This is a genomic window from Streptococcus danieliae, from assembly GCF_009767945.1.
In the GTDB taxonomy this organism is placed as follows: Bacteria; Bacillota; Bacilli; order Lactobacillales; family Streptococcaceae; genus Streptococcus; species Streptococcus danieliae.
Window position 1 is genome coordinate 1 of record NZ_WSRS01000056.1, and the last position, 12746, is coordinate 12746.

Annotated in this window: 14 protein-coding genes and 1 pseudogene; 10 read left to right on the top strand and 5 right to left on the bottom strand. The window is 45.7% G+C overall.

The genetic code is table 11. The annotated features are described in order from the left end of the window. Both E5983_RS06465 and E5983_RS06470 read left to right on the top strand, forming a co-directional pair. Window positions 1-266: IS3 family transposase (locus E5983_RS06465; RefSeq protein ID WP_237397596.1), on the top strand; the 266-nt coding region annotated here is incomplete at its 5' end. Between the two features lie 139 nt (window positions 267-405). Further along, window positions 406-1315: pseudogene (locus tag E5983_RS06470) on the top strand (IS1380 family transposase); the annotation flags it as partial. Between the two features lie 438 nt (window positions 1316-1753). On the opposite strand, the gene lytR reads toward E5983_RS06470, so the two are convergent. Genes lytR through E5983_RS06490 form a run of 4 tightly spaced genes read right to left on the bottom strand, consistent with a single transcriptional unit; the run spans window position 1754 to window position 4375 of the window. Further along, window positions 1754-2773 carry a glycopolymer--peptidoglycan transferase LytR gene (gene lytR / locus E5983_RS06475; RefSeq protein ID WP_160333066.1) on the bottom strand — a complete coding sequence of 340 codons (1020 nt, stop codon included), beginning with the start codon at window positions 2771-2773 and terminating at the stop codon, window positions 1754-1756. A 1-nt stretch (window position 2774) separates the two neighbouring features. Next, entirely contained in the window at window positions 2775-3302 is a 528-nt protein-coding gene (locus E5983_RS06480) for a GNAT family N-acetyltransferase (protein WP_160333067.1), read from the bottom strand. Further along, complete coding sequence (gene tsaE / locus E5983_RS06485) at window positions 3277-3735, bottom strand: tRNA (adenosine(37)-N6)-threonylcarbamoyltransferase complex ATPase subunit type 1 TsaE (RefSeq protein ID WP_160333068.1); 459 nt, start codon at window positions 3733-3735, stop codon at window positions 3277-3279. Before tsaE ends, E5983_RS06480 begins: the two co-directional genes overlap by 26 nt. A gap of 25 nt (window positions 3736-3760) precedes the next feature. Beyond that, window positions 3761-4375 carry a DUF1361 domain-containing protein gene (locus E5983_RS06490; protein WP_160333069.1) on the bottom strand — a complete coding sequence of 205 codons (615 nt, stop codon included), beginning with the start codon at window positions 4373-4375 and terminating at the stop codon, window positions 3761-3763. A gap of 85 nt (window positions 4376-4460) precedes the next feature. Here E5983_RS06490 and E5983_RS06495 point away from each other — a divergent pair, with 85 nt between their 5' ends. The 8 genes from E5983_RS06495 to E5983_RS06530 all read left to right on the top strand — a co-directional run bounded on the left by E5983_RS06495 (window position 4461) and on the right by E5983_RS06530 (window position 12214). Further along, on the top strand, window positions 4461-5276 hold the full coding sequence (locus E5983_RS06495; RefSeq protein WP_160333070.1) for a Cof-type HAD-IIB family hydrolase: 816 nt from the start codon (window positions 4461-4463) through the stop codon (window positions 5274-5276). A 162-nt stretch (window positions 5277-5438) separates the two neighbouring features. Continuing rightward, window positions 5439-6461 (top strand): alcohol dehydrogenase AdhP, encoded by a 1023-nt coding sequence (adhP, locus tag E5983_RS06500; protein WP_160333071.1) that lies wholly within the window; start codon window positions 5439-5441, stop codon window positions 6459-6461. Window positions 6462-6631: 170 nt separating this feature from the next. After that, entirely contained in the window at window positions 6632-7621 is a 990-nt protein-coding gene (locus E5983_RS06505; RefSeq protein WP_160333072.1) for a PTS sugar transporter subunit IIB, read from the top strand. Window positions 7622-7641: 20 nt separating this feature from the next. Then, the gene (locus tag E5983_RS06510) at window positions 7642-8445 is read left to right on the top strand and encodes a PTS mannose/fructose/sorbose transporter subunit IIC (protein WP_160333073.1); all 804 of its coding nucleotides are present in this window, start codon (window positions 7642-7644) and stop codon (window positions 8443-8445) included. 18 nt (window positions 8446-8463) lie between these two features. Beyond that, a complete protein-coding gene (locus tag E5983_RS06515) occupies window positions 8464-9375 on the top strand; it encodes a PTS system mannose/fructose/sorbose family transporter subunit IID (RefSeq protein ID WP_160333074.1) in 912 nt (303 codons plus the stop codon). A 46-nt stretch (window positions 9376-9421) separates the two neighbouring features. Beyond that, window positions 9422-9796, top strand: a complete 375-nt coding sequence (locus tag E5983_RS06520) for a DUF956 family protein (protein ID WP_160333075.1) — start codon at window positions 9422-9424, stop codon at window positions 9794-9796. Between the two features lie 209 nt (window positions 9797-10005). Next, entirely contained in the window at window positions 10006-11283 is a 1278-nt protein-coding gene (gene serS / locus E5983_RS06525; protein WP_160333076.1) for a serine--tRNA ligase, read from the top strand. 103 nt (window positions 11284-11386) lie between these two features. Next, window positions 11387-12214: an exodeoxyribonuclease III gene (locus E5983_RS06530; protein WP_160333077.1), complete on the top strand. Its 828-nt coding sequence runs from the start codon at window positions 11387-11389 to the stop codon at window positions 12212-12214. Window positions 12215-12386: 172 nt separating this feature from the next. Here E5983_RS06530 and E5983_RS06535 read toward each other — a convergent pair. Continuing rightward, a partial coding sequence (locus E5983_RS06535; RefSeq protein ID WP_160333078.1) for an IS66 family transposase occupies window positions 12387-12746 on the bottom strand: 360 nt, incomplete at its 5' end.

The window sequence follows — 12746 nt, forward strand, 5'->3', positions numbered from 1 at the left end:
TAAGCGAGGACACGTTTTCTAAAATCAATTCCGTATGCCATAAGACAAGTATATCATATACGGTTTATAAGCTAAACAACTATAATGGGATGATGGAATCCTTTTTCGGAGTGCTGAAAACAGAGATGTTTTATGGCTATGAGTCTAGTTTCAAGAGTATTGACGAATTGATACAGGCTATTAGTGATTACTACAATAACAAACGAATTAAAACAAAATTAAAAGGACTGAGTCCTGTGCAATACAGGATCCAATCCTTTCAATAACTATTTGTCTAACTTTTGGGAGTCAGTTCAGGATTCTAGCTGGTTTCTTTTTCACCCATTGGGTGAGACGTTTTACTGGACAAAAAGGCTTCCCCTTTATGATATAAGTGCAAAAACAACCACAGGAAAGGAAATCTATATGTTCAATCTATCAAATAATTCTTTAAAATACAATGCTCTTTCAAACTTATCTTTTAATGGAGGAAATCTGACAAATTGTGGTGGTATGGTTCTCTTCAAAAAACTTTTTCAAGCTTTAAATCTCGAAGAACGAATTGCCAAGTACCTAGTTACAGATGATAAACGTCGGTATCCTTATGCAGTTTTTGTTTCAAATCTTAGCTGACTTTGATACTGACTATGTGTGTAAAGAATTGAAAGGAAATGCCTATTTTCCACAAGTCCTAGAATCTCAACAGGTAGCTTCTCAACCCACTCTATCCCGTTTCCTTTCACGAGCTAACTCAGAAACTGTTGAAGCTTTGAGACAGATTAATCTCGATCTAGTCCAAACCTTTCTCAAAGTTCAGAGTATGAAACAATTTATTGTCGATGTTGATTCAACTCATTTTACTAGTCATGGAAATCAAGAAGGTTCAAATTATAACGCCCATTACCGGGCTAAAGGTTTCCATCCCCTCTACGCTTTTGAAAGTCATATTGGTTATTGCCTAAATGCCCAGTTACGGCCAGGAAATCACTATTGTTCTGAAGGAGCAGATCATTTCTTAGAGCCTATTTTAGCAGGTTTTGATAACCTGGTTTTTCGCATGGATAGTGGTTTTGCCTCTCCAAAGATTTCTAATCTAATTGAAGATAATGGTGAAAACTACTTTATTAAACTCAAGTGGAATAATGTTCTTGGCGACCTAGGTGATTTAAAGCCACCTTGTTCTGAAGATGAAAATTTGACTATTTTACCCCATGATGCTTATTCTGAAAAGACTTATCAGGCAAACTCCTAGAGACACGAGCGTCGTATTTGTCAGTTTTCCCATAGAAAGGAAGGAGAGTTGCTTTATGATGTTGTTTCTCCTGTGACTAATCTAATCGGATAATGATTAGTTGCTTAGCCTATAATCTGTTTGTATTTCTAAAATCCTTAGCTTTGGTATTGTTTGGGCAACAATAAAAATCATCAGAACCAGCACTTGTTATTACTTGATTCTGATGATTTTTTGGATATTTACCCTAGTTTCTTTGAGGTATGAATAATTTGGATTGAAGGAAAGACACCTGCACAAGTAAGAGCTGAGGCAAGGGCAAATCCAAAACAAGTAACCCACTATCCAATTAAGCAAGCTAAAAAATACCTTGATTTTTGGAGAAATATTGTCAATAAGAAAAACCAGACCGCCTAAACTTAAGACAGTCTGGTATCACACATTTTATTTATTTCAACTGTCTACTTGACACGGTACGTATCAAACATTCGAAATCCTTAACTTAATGACAACAGCCACCAACTACTTGTTTTTTGTGCTCTCTTAAGGTTCCATATTTTCCGTCTCAGACCCCACACCATTTAGTTCATTCAGGGTAAGGGCATTGGTTTTAAGTTTCTCCACGGTATCGAGGCCTAGAGAGCTGCGCAAGGTGTTTTGCATCTCCAAGATGTGGTCTGATTCGACAATCTGGTAGCTGCCTCCATCGGCCAGGGTTGCATCTTCTCCTCGGAGCTGTTCCTGCTTAATCTTGCGGAAAGCATCTTGGTAAACCAACAGTTTTGGAATACTGTTGGACGACAAGTCAATGCTGGTCTGCATATTATTGCTGACGGCACTTAAAATTTCCCGATAGTGGCTGACACTGTTGAGACTAAGCACTTTTTGGACAACCTTCTGAATCACTTCCCGCTGGCGTTGTTGGCGACCATAGTCCCCTTCGGGGTCCTGGTAGCGCATGCGAGCATAGACCAGAGCCTGGTCCCCATTGATGTGTTGCTTACCAGGTTTGACCGTCGCCTTGTATTCTGGCTCCTGCTCCTCAATCGAAATTGGGAAGTCAAAGGTATTGTTAACCTCGATGCCGCCCACGGCATCAACCAGTTCAACCAAACCCTGCATATTAATCATGACATAGTGGTCGATGGTGATGTTCATTAAGGATTCAATCGTCGGAATGGCCAATTCAGCTCCGCCCATGGCATAGGCTGCATTGAGCTTAGCCTCCGTCACCTCTCCCTTTTGGGAAATCTTGGTTAGGATATCCCGCTCCAAACTCATCATGGTTGTGTTTTTTGTATCCGGATTAACCGTTACCAGGAGCATGGTATCACTATTCCCCTCCCAAGGATCTGAACGGGAACCACTTCCCGTATCCACCCCCATCAAGAGAAGGGTCATGGGTTCAGCCCGCTCAATCACATCCGACTGCCGGCCAAAATTTTGAAAGGTTTTGGCCAACTGACCCGTTGATTGAAAATAAATCGTCCCTGCATAGGTCCCAAGGCCAATCAGGGTAACCAGAAGAAAGGTTAAGAATAATTTTAAATTCTGTTTAAACATGTTATTCCCTATCTAACACCAGCCCCATCAAGAGGACTGTCTCATACCGACCATCCCAAAGCTGGATCGCCTCTTCCTGCCGACCTTCATAAGAAAAGCCCATCTTCTCATACAAGGCCCTAGCAGCTTGATTTCTTTCTTGAACATTTAAGGATAAACGCCGAAGAGTTGGGGTCTCAGCCAACCAGTCAAAGAGCAGCTCAAATAGCATCGTCCCGATCCCGTGGCCCCAGTAAGTCTGGGCAACCGCCACGAACACTTCTCCCACATGCCCCAAACGGGGATTGCTGTCTGTCGACAAGTTCAGCAGACCGACCAGCTGATTGTCCAAGCGAGCCACCAAAAACAGCCGCTCCGGATGTTGTAAACTCGACTCCAAGTAGTCTTCCAACTGCTCTGGTGACAAATCTAGACCACTGGGTTCCAAACTGGTTAAATCACTCTCACGCGCCACCTGCCGAAACAACTCCAACAGCTCATCGACATCCGTCACCTGGGCTTCCTCAATCACCAATTCTTGCTGCGGCATCTTTCCAAGCCTCCATCAACTTCTGACTACGGGACCCAAGAGCTGCCAGCTCCAGGCGACGGCCTTGCTCCTCATGATACAGGGTCAAATGTAGGTAATCATTGGGAAGGGCATCGCCCATTAACTCACCCCACTCAATGACCGTGACCCCATCGCCGAAGAGGAAGGCATCCAAATCAATCGAATCCGGATCTCCCTCGATCCGATAAACATCTAAATGGTAGAGCGGCAGGCGCCCCTCGTATTCACGCACAATCGTGTAGGTGGGACTTTTGATCATCTGGTTAATCCCCAACCCCCGCGCAATCCCCTTAGTCAGGGTCGTTTTTCCAGCACCAAGGTCACCGGACAAAACCAGCACATCTCCGACCTCCAGGAGGTCTCCTAATTTCTCACCCCAGGCTATCAGGGTTGCTTCATTTTGACTCTTCATTCCCTCATTATACCAAATTCACTTCTTACTTCCTACCTTTTACCCAATCATCGGCTAATAAAAAGAGGCACATGCCTTGAAGGGCGGTGAAACCAAGAATAAAAATAATGTGTTGCCAGCTAAAAACCTCCAGAAAGGTATGGACCACCAGGTTTGGACGTGTAAAGACATCCCAGGAATTGAGACGAATGTAGCGCCCCACGGTGATGGCCAAACTCGAGAGGCCAGACAGGACCACCGTAGCCAGAATCTCCTGCCAGAGTTTCCAAGAAAAATGCGAACGCATCAGTCGCCAACTCTCCACGCCACACAAAACACCAAAGAAAATAGCAAAGACAAAGCCAAAAAAGAGCTTCTGATTGGCCCGGTTATAAAGCACATCTCCGACCCAATGCATGTGGATCAAGTCCGTCACCATATAGAAGGTGTTGGGGAAAAACAGCAACCACAAAAACCAGGCTCCCCAACGGAAAATCCGATTCTGACTAACCTTGGACAAGAGTGCAAAATCCAGAGCCGTTAAAGCTAAAAACATATTCCAAGTTAGATTGGGACCATTCTGGGTCGCCCCAATCAGAGCCAAGACTGTAAAAATCGCAATAAAAGCTGATTGATAGACAAGCAAAATTCGTTTGTACATAATCCCTCCCTTTGAGTTGCTAACAGTTTACCATGAAAACATTAAAATTTGCTATACTAGGTAAAAGTAAAAAACTGGAGTAGCTATGGAAACAACTAAAATTATTGCCCTCGATCTCGATGGAACCCTCTTAAATGATCAGCAGCAAATCTCCCCTAACAGCAAGGAGGTACTCAAACAAGTCCAGGACCAGGGCCACAAAATTATCATCACCACCGGCCGTCCCTATCGGTCTGCCATCCCCTACTACCAATATCTAGAACTCGACACCCCCTTGATTTCCTTCAATGGCGCCCTAACCTCCCTGCCAGGTCAAGACTGGGAACACGAACGGGAATACACCATCAACAAAGACTACCTGGTCGACCTCATTCACAGACAAGACGAGGTTCAAGCCGACTTCATTGTCAGTGAATATCGTAAAAAATTCTTTATTCACCAACAAGAGCCCCAGAATCTAGATCCCCAGCTTTTGGGAATTGAGAAGATTACTAAACAGCACCTGCTGATTCCCCAGAAAATCACCAAAAATCCAAATGCCATCCTCTTTCAAACCCGTTTCCAAGATATCGACCACCTAGCCCAAGATTTAACCCACTACTACCAAGGGGGAATAACTGTCAGCACCTGGGGTGGTCCCTACAATATTTTGGAATGCACTCCCAAAGGTATCCACAAGGCCAATGCCCTCAAACACCTCTTGACCGTCTACCAAAAACAAGCCTCTGATCTCATCGCCTTCGGCGACCAGCTCAATGACAAGGAAATGTTGGCCTTAGCAGGATCCGGCTATGCCATGCAAAATGCCAATCCCAAACTCCTCGACTATGCCGACCAACAAATCCAGTGGACCAACCAAGAGGATGGCGTCGCCCAAAAACTAGGAGAACTCTTCCTATAAATAAACCTTATTTTTGTTCAACCAGTCTGAAGCAGATTCCGTCCTAACTTCAGACTGGTTTCTTTTTGAGTAAAAAGCAATGTAAACGCTTGCAGCTGTAAAGCCATTGTGATATACTGAACATATAAAACAGGGGAAGCCCTGAGACTAAGGAGGCTCTATATGAAAGCTGTTGTTGTTAATGCAGAAGGCACAGGCGTTGAAGTTGTCGAAAAAGAATTTCGTCCGATTGAAGCAGGGGAGGCCCTGGTCGAAATCGAATATTGCGGAGTCTGCCACACTGACCTCCATGTCGCTCATGGCGATTTTGGAAAAGTTCCTGGCCGTGTCTTAGGCCATGAAGGAATTGGTCTTGTCAAAGAAGTGGCTCCAGATGTTCGCAACCTCAAGGTTGGCGATCGTGTGAGCGTGGCCTGGTTCTTCCAAGGCTGTGGAAGCTGTGAATACTGTACCACCGGCCGCGAAACCCTTTGTCGCGACGTCAAAAATGCAGGATATTCCGTAGACGGCGGTATGGCCAAACAATGTATCGTCACAGCCGACTATGCAGTAAAAGTTCCTGACAAACTCGACCCAGCCCAAGCTTCTTCCATCACCTGTGCGGGGGTTACTACCTACAAAGCCATTAAAGAAGCCAATGTGCAGCCAGGGCAATGGGTGGTTATTTATGGCGCTGGGGGTCTGGGTAACCTAGCGATTCAATATGCGAAAAAAGTTTTCAATGCCCATGTCATTGCCGTCGATATAAATCAGGATAAACTAGACTTGGCCTTGGAATCTGGGGCAGACATCAGCCTGAATGGCCGAGAAATCGAGGATATTCCCGGAAAAATCATGGAAATCACCGACCTTGGAGCCCACGCTGCTGTTGTCACAGCTGTTTCCAAAGTGGCCTTTAACCAGGCTGTTGATTCCCTCCGCGCTGCTGGGGTCTTAGTCGCTGTTGGGCTGCCATCTGAATACATGGATCTCAGCATCGTCAAACTTGTTTTGGATGGCATTAAAGTTGTCGGCTCTCTGGTCGGAACCCGTAAAGATTTAGAAGAAGCCTTCCAATTTGGAGCCGAGGGCTTGGTAGTACCAGTTGTTCAACTACGCCCAGTCGAAGAGGCTACAGCTGTCTTTGATGAAATGGAGGCCGGTACCATCCAAGGCCGTATGGTGCTAGACTTCAAAAACGCTTAATCCACTTTCTATAGGTAGGGAATCAGCCCCTACCTTTTTGTTGTGGTTTTTTCACTTGTCTAGGATTTTTTGAAATTACTTGACATTTCCTTGAAATCGCTTTACAATGAGATAGCTTAAACATTTCTTAAGGATTTAAGTTTCAAATATTTTTTAGGAGGAGACCAATAATGAGTATTGGAATCATTATTGCTAGCCACGGTGAATTCGCCGCCGGCATCCACCAATCTGGATCTATGATCTTTGGAGATCAAGAAAAAGTCCAGGTTGTAACCTTTATGCCAAGCGAAGGACCAGACGACTTGTATGCCAAGTTTAATGACGCTGTGGCTGCGTTTGACGCAGAGGACGAGGTCCTTGTCCTAGCTGACCTTTGGAGTGGATCTCCCTTCAACCAAGCTAGCCGCGTTATGGGCGAAAACCCTGAGCGCAAGTTTGCCATCATCACTGGTTTGAACTTGCCAATGCTAATTCAAGCCTATACAGAACGAATGATGGACCCAGCTGCAGGTGTTGAAGCCGTCACTGCTAACATCATCAAAGAAGCCAAAGACGGTATAAAAGCACTTCCTGAAGAGCTAAACCCTGCTGACGAAGCAGCTTGGGCAGCAGCTGGACCTGTTGCCCAAGCTGCAATCCCAGAAGGAACAGTGATTGGCGATGGCAAGTTGAAGATCAACTTGGCGCGGATCGATACCCGCCTACTTCACGGGCAGGTTGCAACTGGTTGGACACCGGACTCAAAAGCAGACCGGATTATCGTTGCATCCGATTCTGTTTCGCAAGATGAATTGCGTAAAGAGTTGATTAAACAAGCAGCTCCTGGTAACGTCAAAGCCAATGTTGTCCCAATTCAAAAATTGATCGACGTTTCCAAAGACCCTCGTTTCGGAAACACTCACGCGCTTATTTTGTTTGAAACACCACAAGATGCGCTTCGTGCCATTGAGGGCGGTGTTCCGATCAAGACCTTGAATGTTGGTTCCATGGCTCATTCAACTGGTAAAACAATGGTTAACAACGTTCTATCCATGGACAAGGAAGACGTTGCAACCTTTGAAAAACTACGGGAACTTGGCGTTGAATTTGACGTCCGCAAGGTTCCAAATGACGCGAAAAAAGATTTGTTTGACCTCATTTCTAAGGCCAACGTTCAATAATAATAGAAAGGACATAAACCATGTCATTGATTTCTGCAATTTTGGTTATCCTTGTTGCCTTCCTAGCTGGGCTTGAAGGTATCTTGGACCAATTCCAATTCCATCAACCACTTGTTGCTTGTACCCTTATCGGTCTTGTAACAGGTAACCTTACAGCAGGTATTATGCTGGGTGGTTCCCTCCAAATGATCGCCCTTGGTTGGGCTAACATTGGTGCCGCTGTCGCACCTGATGCAGCCCTCGCTTCTGTCGCTGCTGCGATTATCCTCGTTTTGGGTGGCGATACTTCCACACGTGGAATTGCTGTTGCCCAAGCCGTTGCGATTCCACTAGCCGTAGCTGGTCTCTTCCTCACCATGTTAGTGCGTACCGTTTCTGTCGGTTTAGTACACGGGGCTGACGCAGCTGCCAAAGAAGGGGACATCGCCAAGATGGAACGTTACCACTACATCGCTCTCCTTCTTCAAGGACTTCGGATTGCGGTGCCTGCTGCCCTTCTTCTAGCAATCCCAACTCAAGCCGTGCAAGCTGCACTTGAAGCCATGCCAGCTTGGTTGTCTAATGGTATGGCCATCGGTGGTGGTATGGTTGTAGCCGTTGGTTATGCCATGGTTATCAATATGATGGCAACTCGTGAAGTATGGCCTTTCTTCGCCATTGGTTTTGCACTTGCAGCCGTTTCCGACCTCACCTTGATTGCCCTTGGTGCGATCGGTGTTGCGCTTGCCTTCATCTACTTGAACTTGTCTAAAAAAGGTGGTTCAGGTGGTGGTAGCGCTGCTACTTCAACAGACCCTATCGGGGACATCCTAGAAGACTATTAAGAAAGGGGACTTACAAGCATGTCTGAAAAGCTTCAATTAACTAAAAATGATCGTCAGAAAGTCTGGTTGCGTTCCACTTTCTTGCAAGGTTCCTGGAACTACGAGCGGATGCAAAACTTGGGTTGGGCTTACTCTATGGTTCCAGCCATCAAACGCCTCTACACTTCTAAAGAAGACCGTGCGGCTGCCCTTGAGCGTCACATGGAGTTCTTCAACACTCACCCATATGTCGCTTCACCAATTCTTGGGGTAACGCTAGCCTTGGAAGAAGAGCGTGCACGTGGAGCTGAAATTGACGATGCAGCGATCCAAGGGGTTAAAATCGGGATGATGGGACCTTTGGCCGGGATTGGGGATCCAGTCTTCTGGTTTACTGTTCGTCCTATCCTTGGTGCCTTGGGTGCTTCCCTAGCCCTCTCTGGAAACATCATGGGTCCAATCATCTTCTTCGTATTATGGAACCTAATCCGGATGGCCTTCCAATGGTATACACAAGAATTGGGTTACCGTGCAGGATCTGAAATCACCAAAAACATGTCTGGTGGTATCCTCCAAGACATCACCAAAGGAGCTTCGATCCTTGGTATGTTTATCCTTGCCGTTTTGGTGCAACGTTGGGTTTCAATCAAATTTGCCTTCAACGTTTCTGAAGTTCAACTAGATGAAAAAGCCTATATCCACTGGGATCAACTTCCTGAAGGTTGGGAAGGTATCCGTGAAGCCTTCGCTCAAGTTGGCTCAGGCCTTTCTCAAACACCAACTAAGGTTACCAGCTTCCAGGATAACTTGAACAGCTTGATTCCTGGTTTGATGGGACTTCTCCTTACCTTCCTCTGCATGTGGTTGCTTAAGAAGAAAGTTTCCCCAATCACCATCATTTTGGCACTCTTTGTTGTCGGAATCCTAGCTCACGTAGCTGGTATCATGTAATTCTTAAGGTGGGCTTAGCCCACCTTATTTTTCTAAAGGAGTAATCATGGTTCAATCCCTTAATACAACTATTGAATTCCAAGCAAAGGGTCAATCCTATCTGGGCATTGGCGGGCAGGTTGGGACTTTCTTAGTTGGCGATAAGGCCCTCGAATTCTACAACGACCGCAATGTGCAAGATTTTATCCAAATTCCTTGGGAAAATATCCACAGTATTGGGGCTAATGTGAGTCGGAACAAGGTTAGTCGGCATTTTGAAGTCAGCACCGATTTAGGAAATTTTCAATTTGCTTCCCCCGACTCCGGCAGGATTCTCAAAATCGCTCGTCAACACATCGGGGATGAGAAAGTCGTACGACTCCCAACCTTAATCCAATTGACCTGGAAAAAAATTCGGCAAGCCCTTGCCAAAAAAGACTAGTTTGGCTATAATGAAATAAACGGACAAGTACTCTTACTTCTTCTTTTAGAGAGTCTGCGGTCGCTGCAAGCAGATAGAAGTAGAAGACGAAATTCTACCGTTGGACTTTTTTAATAAGTAATCAAGGCACACGATGTGAAGTTGGATGGAACCGCGTTTTGACGCTCCAACATAAACATGCGTGTGTTTTTTCATACAGGAGGTTTTCTATGCTAGATTTAAAACAACTTCGAACTAATTTTGCGGCAGCCCAAGCCAAATTGGCAACACGGGGTGTAGATGCTGCTGTTCTGGACAAGATGAAGGAACTGGATGAGCAACGCCGCGAACTACTGGTTCAAGTCGAAGAAGAAAAAGCCAAACGTAATACTGTTTCTGCGGAGATTGCCCAGGCTAAACGCAACAAGGAAGATGCTGCTGACAAGATTGCTGCCATGCAGGCTTTATCTGCTGAAATCAAGGAATTGGATAGTCGCTTAAACAGCATTGACCAAGAACTACAAGAGATTCTGGTAACCCTACCAAATCTTCCCCACGATTCTGTACCGGTCGGCGAAGATGAAGAGGACAATGTGGAAATTCGCCGCTGGGGTCAAGCACCAGAATTCAACTTTGAACCTAAAGCTCACTGGGACCTGGGAGAAGATCTAGGCATTTTGGACTGGGAACGTGGTGGTAAGGTGACTGGCGCTCGTTTCCTTTTCTACAAAGGACTCGGTGCTCGTCTAGAACGCGCGCTCTACAACTTTATGTTGGATGAGCATTTGGCAGAAGGCTACACAGAGGTGATTCCGCCTTATATGGTCAACCACGATTCCATGTTTGGAACCGGCCAATATCCAAAATTCAAGGAAGATACCTTTGAATTGGTGGACAGTAATTATGTCTTGATCCCAACTGCGGAAGTGCCCCTCACAAACTACTACCGTGGTGAAATCCTTGAAGCCAAGGAACTACCGATTTACTTCACGGCTATGAGTCCATCCTTCCGTTCTGAAGCCGGATCTGCAGGTCGTGATACCCGCGGCTTGATTCGTCTGCACCAATTCCATAAGGTGGAGATGGTCAAATTTGCCAAACCAGAAGATTCTTATGAAGAATTGGAAAAAATGACCCTCAATGCGGAATCCATTCTCCAAAAACTCGGCTTGGCCTATCGCGTCTTGGCTCTCTCTACGGGAGACATGGGCTTCTCCGCAGCCAAAACCTATGACCTGGAAGTTTGGATCCCGGCGCAAAATGCCTACCGTGAAATCTCCAGCTGTTCCAATACAGAAGACTTCCAGGCCCGCCGGGCTCAAATCCGTTACCGTGATGACGCGGATGGGAAGGTTAAACACGTCCACACCCTCAATGGGTCAGGACTTGCTGTTGGTCGGACTGTTGCTGCCATCTTGGAAAACTACCAAAATGCTGACGGCTCCGTCACCATCCCTGAAGTTCTCCGACCTTACATGGGTGGAATCGAAACAATCCAAGCTCCATAAACACACAAGCTGGGCCTGTCCCAGCTTTTTTAAACTCCAGCTGCGAGATTCTCAAGCCATCTTTGGTATAATAAAAACAATTGAACAAATAGAAGGATAGATTATGAAACTCATTTCTTGGAATATTGATTCCTTAAACGCAGCACTTACCAGTGATTCGGCTCGGGCTCAATTGTCACAAGCTGTATTACAAACCTTGGTGGCTGAAGATGCTGATGTGATTGCCATTCAGGAAACCAAATTGTCGGCTAAAGGACCTACCAAAAAACACCTCGAAATTCTCGCGGATCTATTCCCAGGCTACGAAAATACCTGGCGCTCCTCTGTCGAACCAGCCCGCAAGGGGTATGCGGGAACCATGTTCCTCTATAAAAAAGAGTTGGAGCCTGTCATCTCCTACCCGGAAATTGGAGCTCCTTCAACCATGGACCTCGAAGGTCGCATCATTACCTTGGAATTCCCTGAATTCTACGTGACCCAGGTTTATACCCCAAATGCTGGAGATGGCCTCAAACGCTTGGCAGAACGTCAAGTTTGGGATGCCTGCTATGCCAACTACCTGGCCAGTCTTGATCAGAACAAACCCGTTCTGGCAACGGGTGACTACAATGTAGCCCACAATGAAATCGACCTCGCCAATCCTGTCTCCAACCGACGCTCCCCAGGCTTTACCGATGAGGAACGCCAAGGCTTCAGCAACCTCTTAGCCAACGGCTTTACAGACACCTTCCGCCATCTTCATGGCATGGTTCCCGACCACTACACCTGGTGGGCTCAACGCAGCCGTACCAGCAAAATCAACAATACTGGCTGGAGAATCGACTACTGGTTGGTCAGCGACCGCCTAGCCGATAAGGTCCAAGAATCAAGCATGATTGATTCCGGCGCCCGCCAGGATCACACACCAATTCTCTTAGAGATTGATCTCTAAAAACGACGATAAAACCCACGAGCATTCCAACTCGTGGGTTTTATCGGTTCTATAATAAGTTGTGTGGAAAGCTTGCTCTCCATGCAACTTTTTTTGGTAAGCGCCCAATAACAGGGTACATCAAAAAACCTCCAAGATTGTAAGCAGCTTGCTTTGAATCTTGGAGGTTTCTTTAACGACAATGCTCTTGTATTTGTTTTGCCCATGGTAAATAAGCCTCTAGAACCTCCTTTTTTTCGAGAGTCTCCTCGTTTGGTAAATGTTCTAGTAGGAAAACTATATATTTTTCACTGTCCACTTGGTGGAGTTTGGCTGTCTCAATTAGAGTCATAATAATCGCACTAGACTCTGCTCCCCCTAAACTCTGGGAGAACAACCAATTCTTGCGTCCCATTACTAAGGATTTGATTGCTCTTTCTGCCAAATTATTGGATAGAACGAGACGTCCATCCTCTAGTACAGTTTTGAATGTGTACTCATAATCCAAACTGTATTTGAGAGCACGGCCTAACTTGGATTCTGGTAAGACATA

Excerpts from the sequence above, each read along its gene's own strand:
- E5983_RS06530 (WP_160333077.1), top strand. The coding sequence starts at position 11,387 with ATGAAACTCATTTCTTGGAATATTGATTCCTTAAACGCAGCACTTACC.
- E5983_RS06480 (WP_160333067.1), bottom strand. The coding sequence starts at position 3,302 with ATGCCGCAGCAAGAATTGGTGATTGAGGAAGCCCAGGTGACGGATGTC.
- serS (WP_160333076.1), top strand. The coding sequence starts at position 10,006 with ATGCTAGATTTAAAACAACTTCGAACTAATTTTGCGGCAGCCCAAGCC.
- E5983_RS06490 (WP_160333069.1), bottom strand. The coding sequence starts at position 4,375 with ATGTACAAACGAATTTTGCTTGTCTATCAATCAGCTTTTATTGCGATT.
- E5983_RS06520 (WP_160333075.1), top strand. The coding sequence starts at position 9,422 with ATGGTTCAATCCCTTAATACAACTATTGAATTCCAAGCAAAGGGTCAA.
- E5983_RS06505 (WP_160333072.1), top strand. The coding sequence starts at position 6,632 with ATGAGTATTGGAATCATTATTGCTAGCCACGGTGAATTCGCCGCCGGC.
- E5983_RS06510 (WP_160333073.1), top strand. The coding sequence starts at position 7,642 with ATGTCATTGATTTCTGCAATTTTGGTTATCCTTGTTGCCTTCCTAGCT.
- adhP (WP_160333071.1), top strand. The coding sequence starts at position 5,439 with ATGAAAGCTGTTGTTGTTAATGCAGAAGGCACAGGCGTTGAAGTTGTC.
- lytR (WP_160333066.1), bottom strand. The coding sequence starts at position 2,773 with ATGTTTAAACAGAATTTAAAATTATTCTTAACCTTTCTTCTGGTTACC.
- E5983_RS06515 (WP_160333074.1), top strand. The coding sequence starts at position 8,464 with ATGTCTGAAAAGCTTCAATTAACTAAAAATGATCGTCAGAAAGTCTGG.
- E5983_RS06495 (WP_160333070.1), top strand. The coding sequence starts at position 4,461 with ATGGAAACAACTAAAATTATTGCCCTCGATCTCGATGGAACCCTCTTA.
- tsaE (WP_160333068.1), bottom strand. The coding sequence starts at position 3,735 with ATGAAGAGTCAAAATGAAGCAACCCTGATAGCCTGGGGTGAGAAATTA.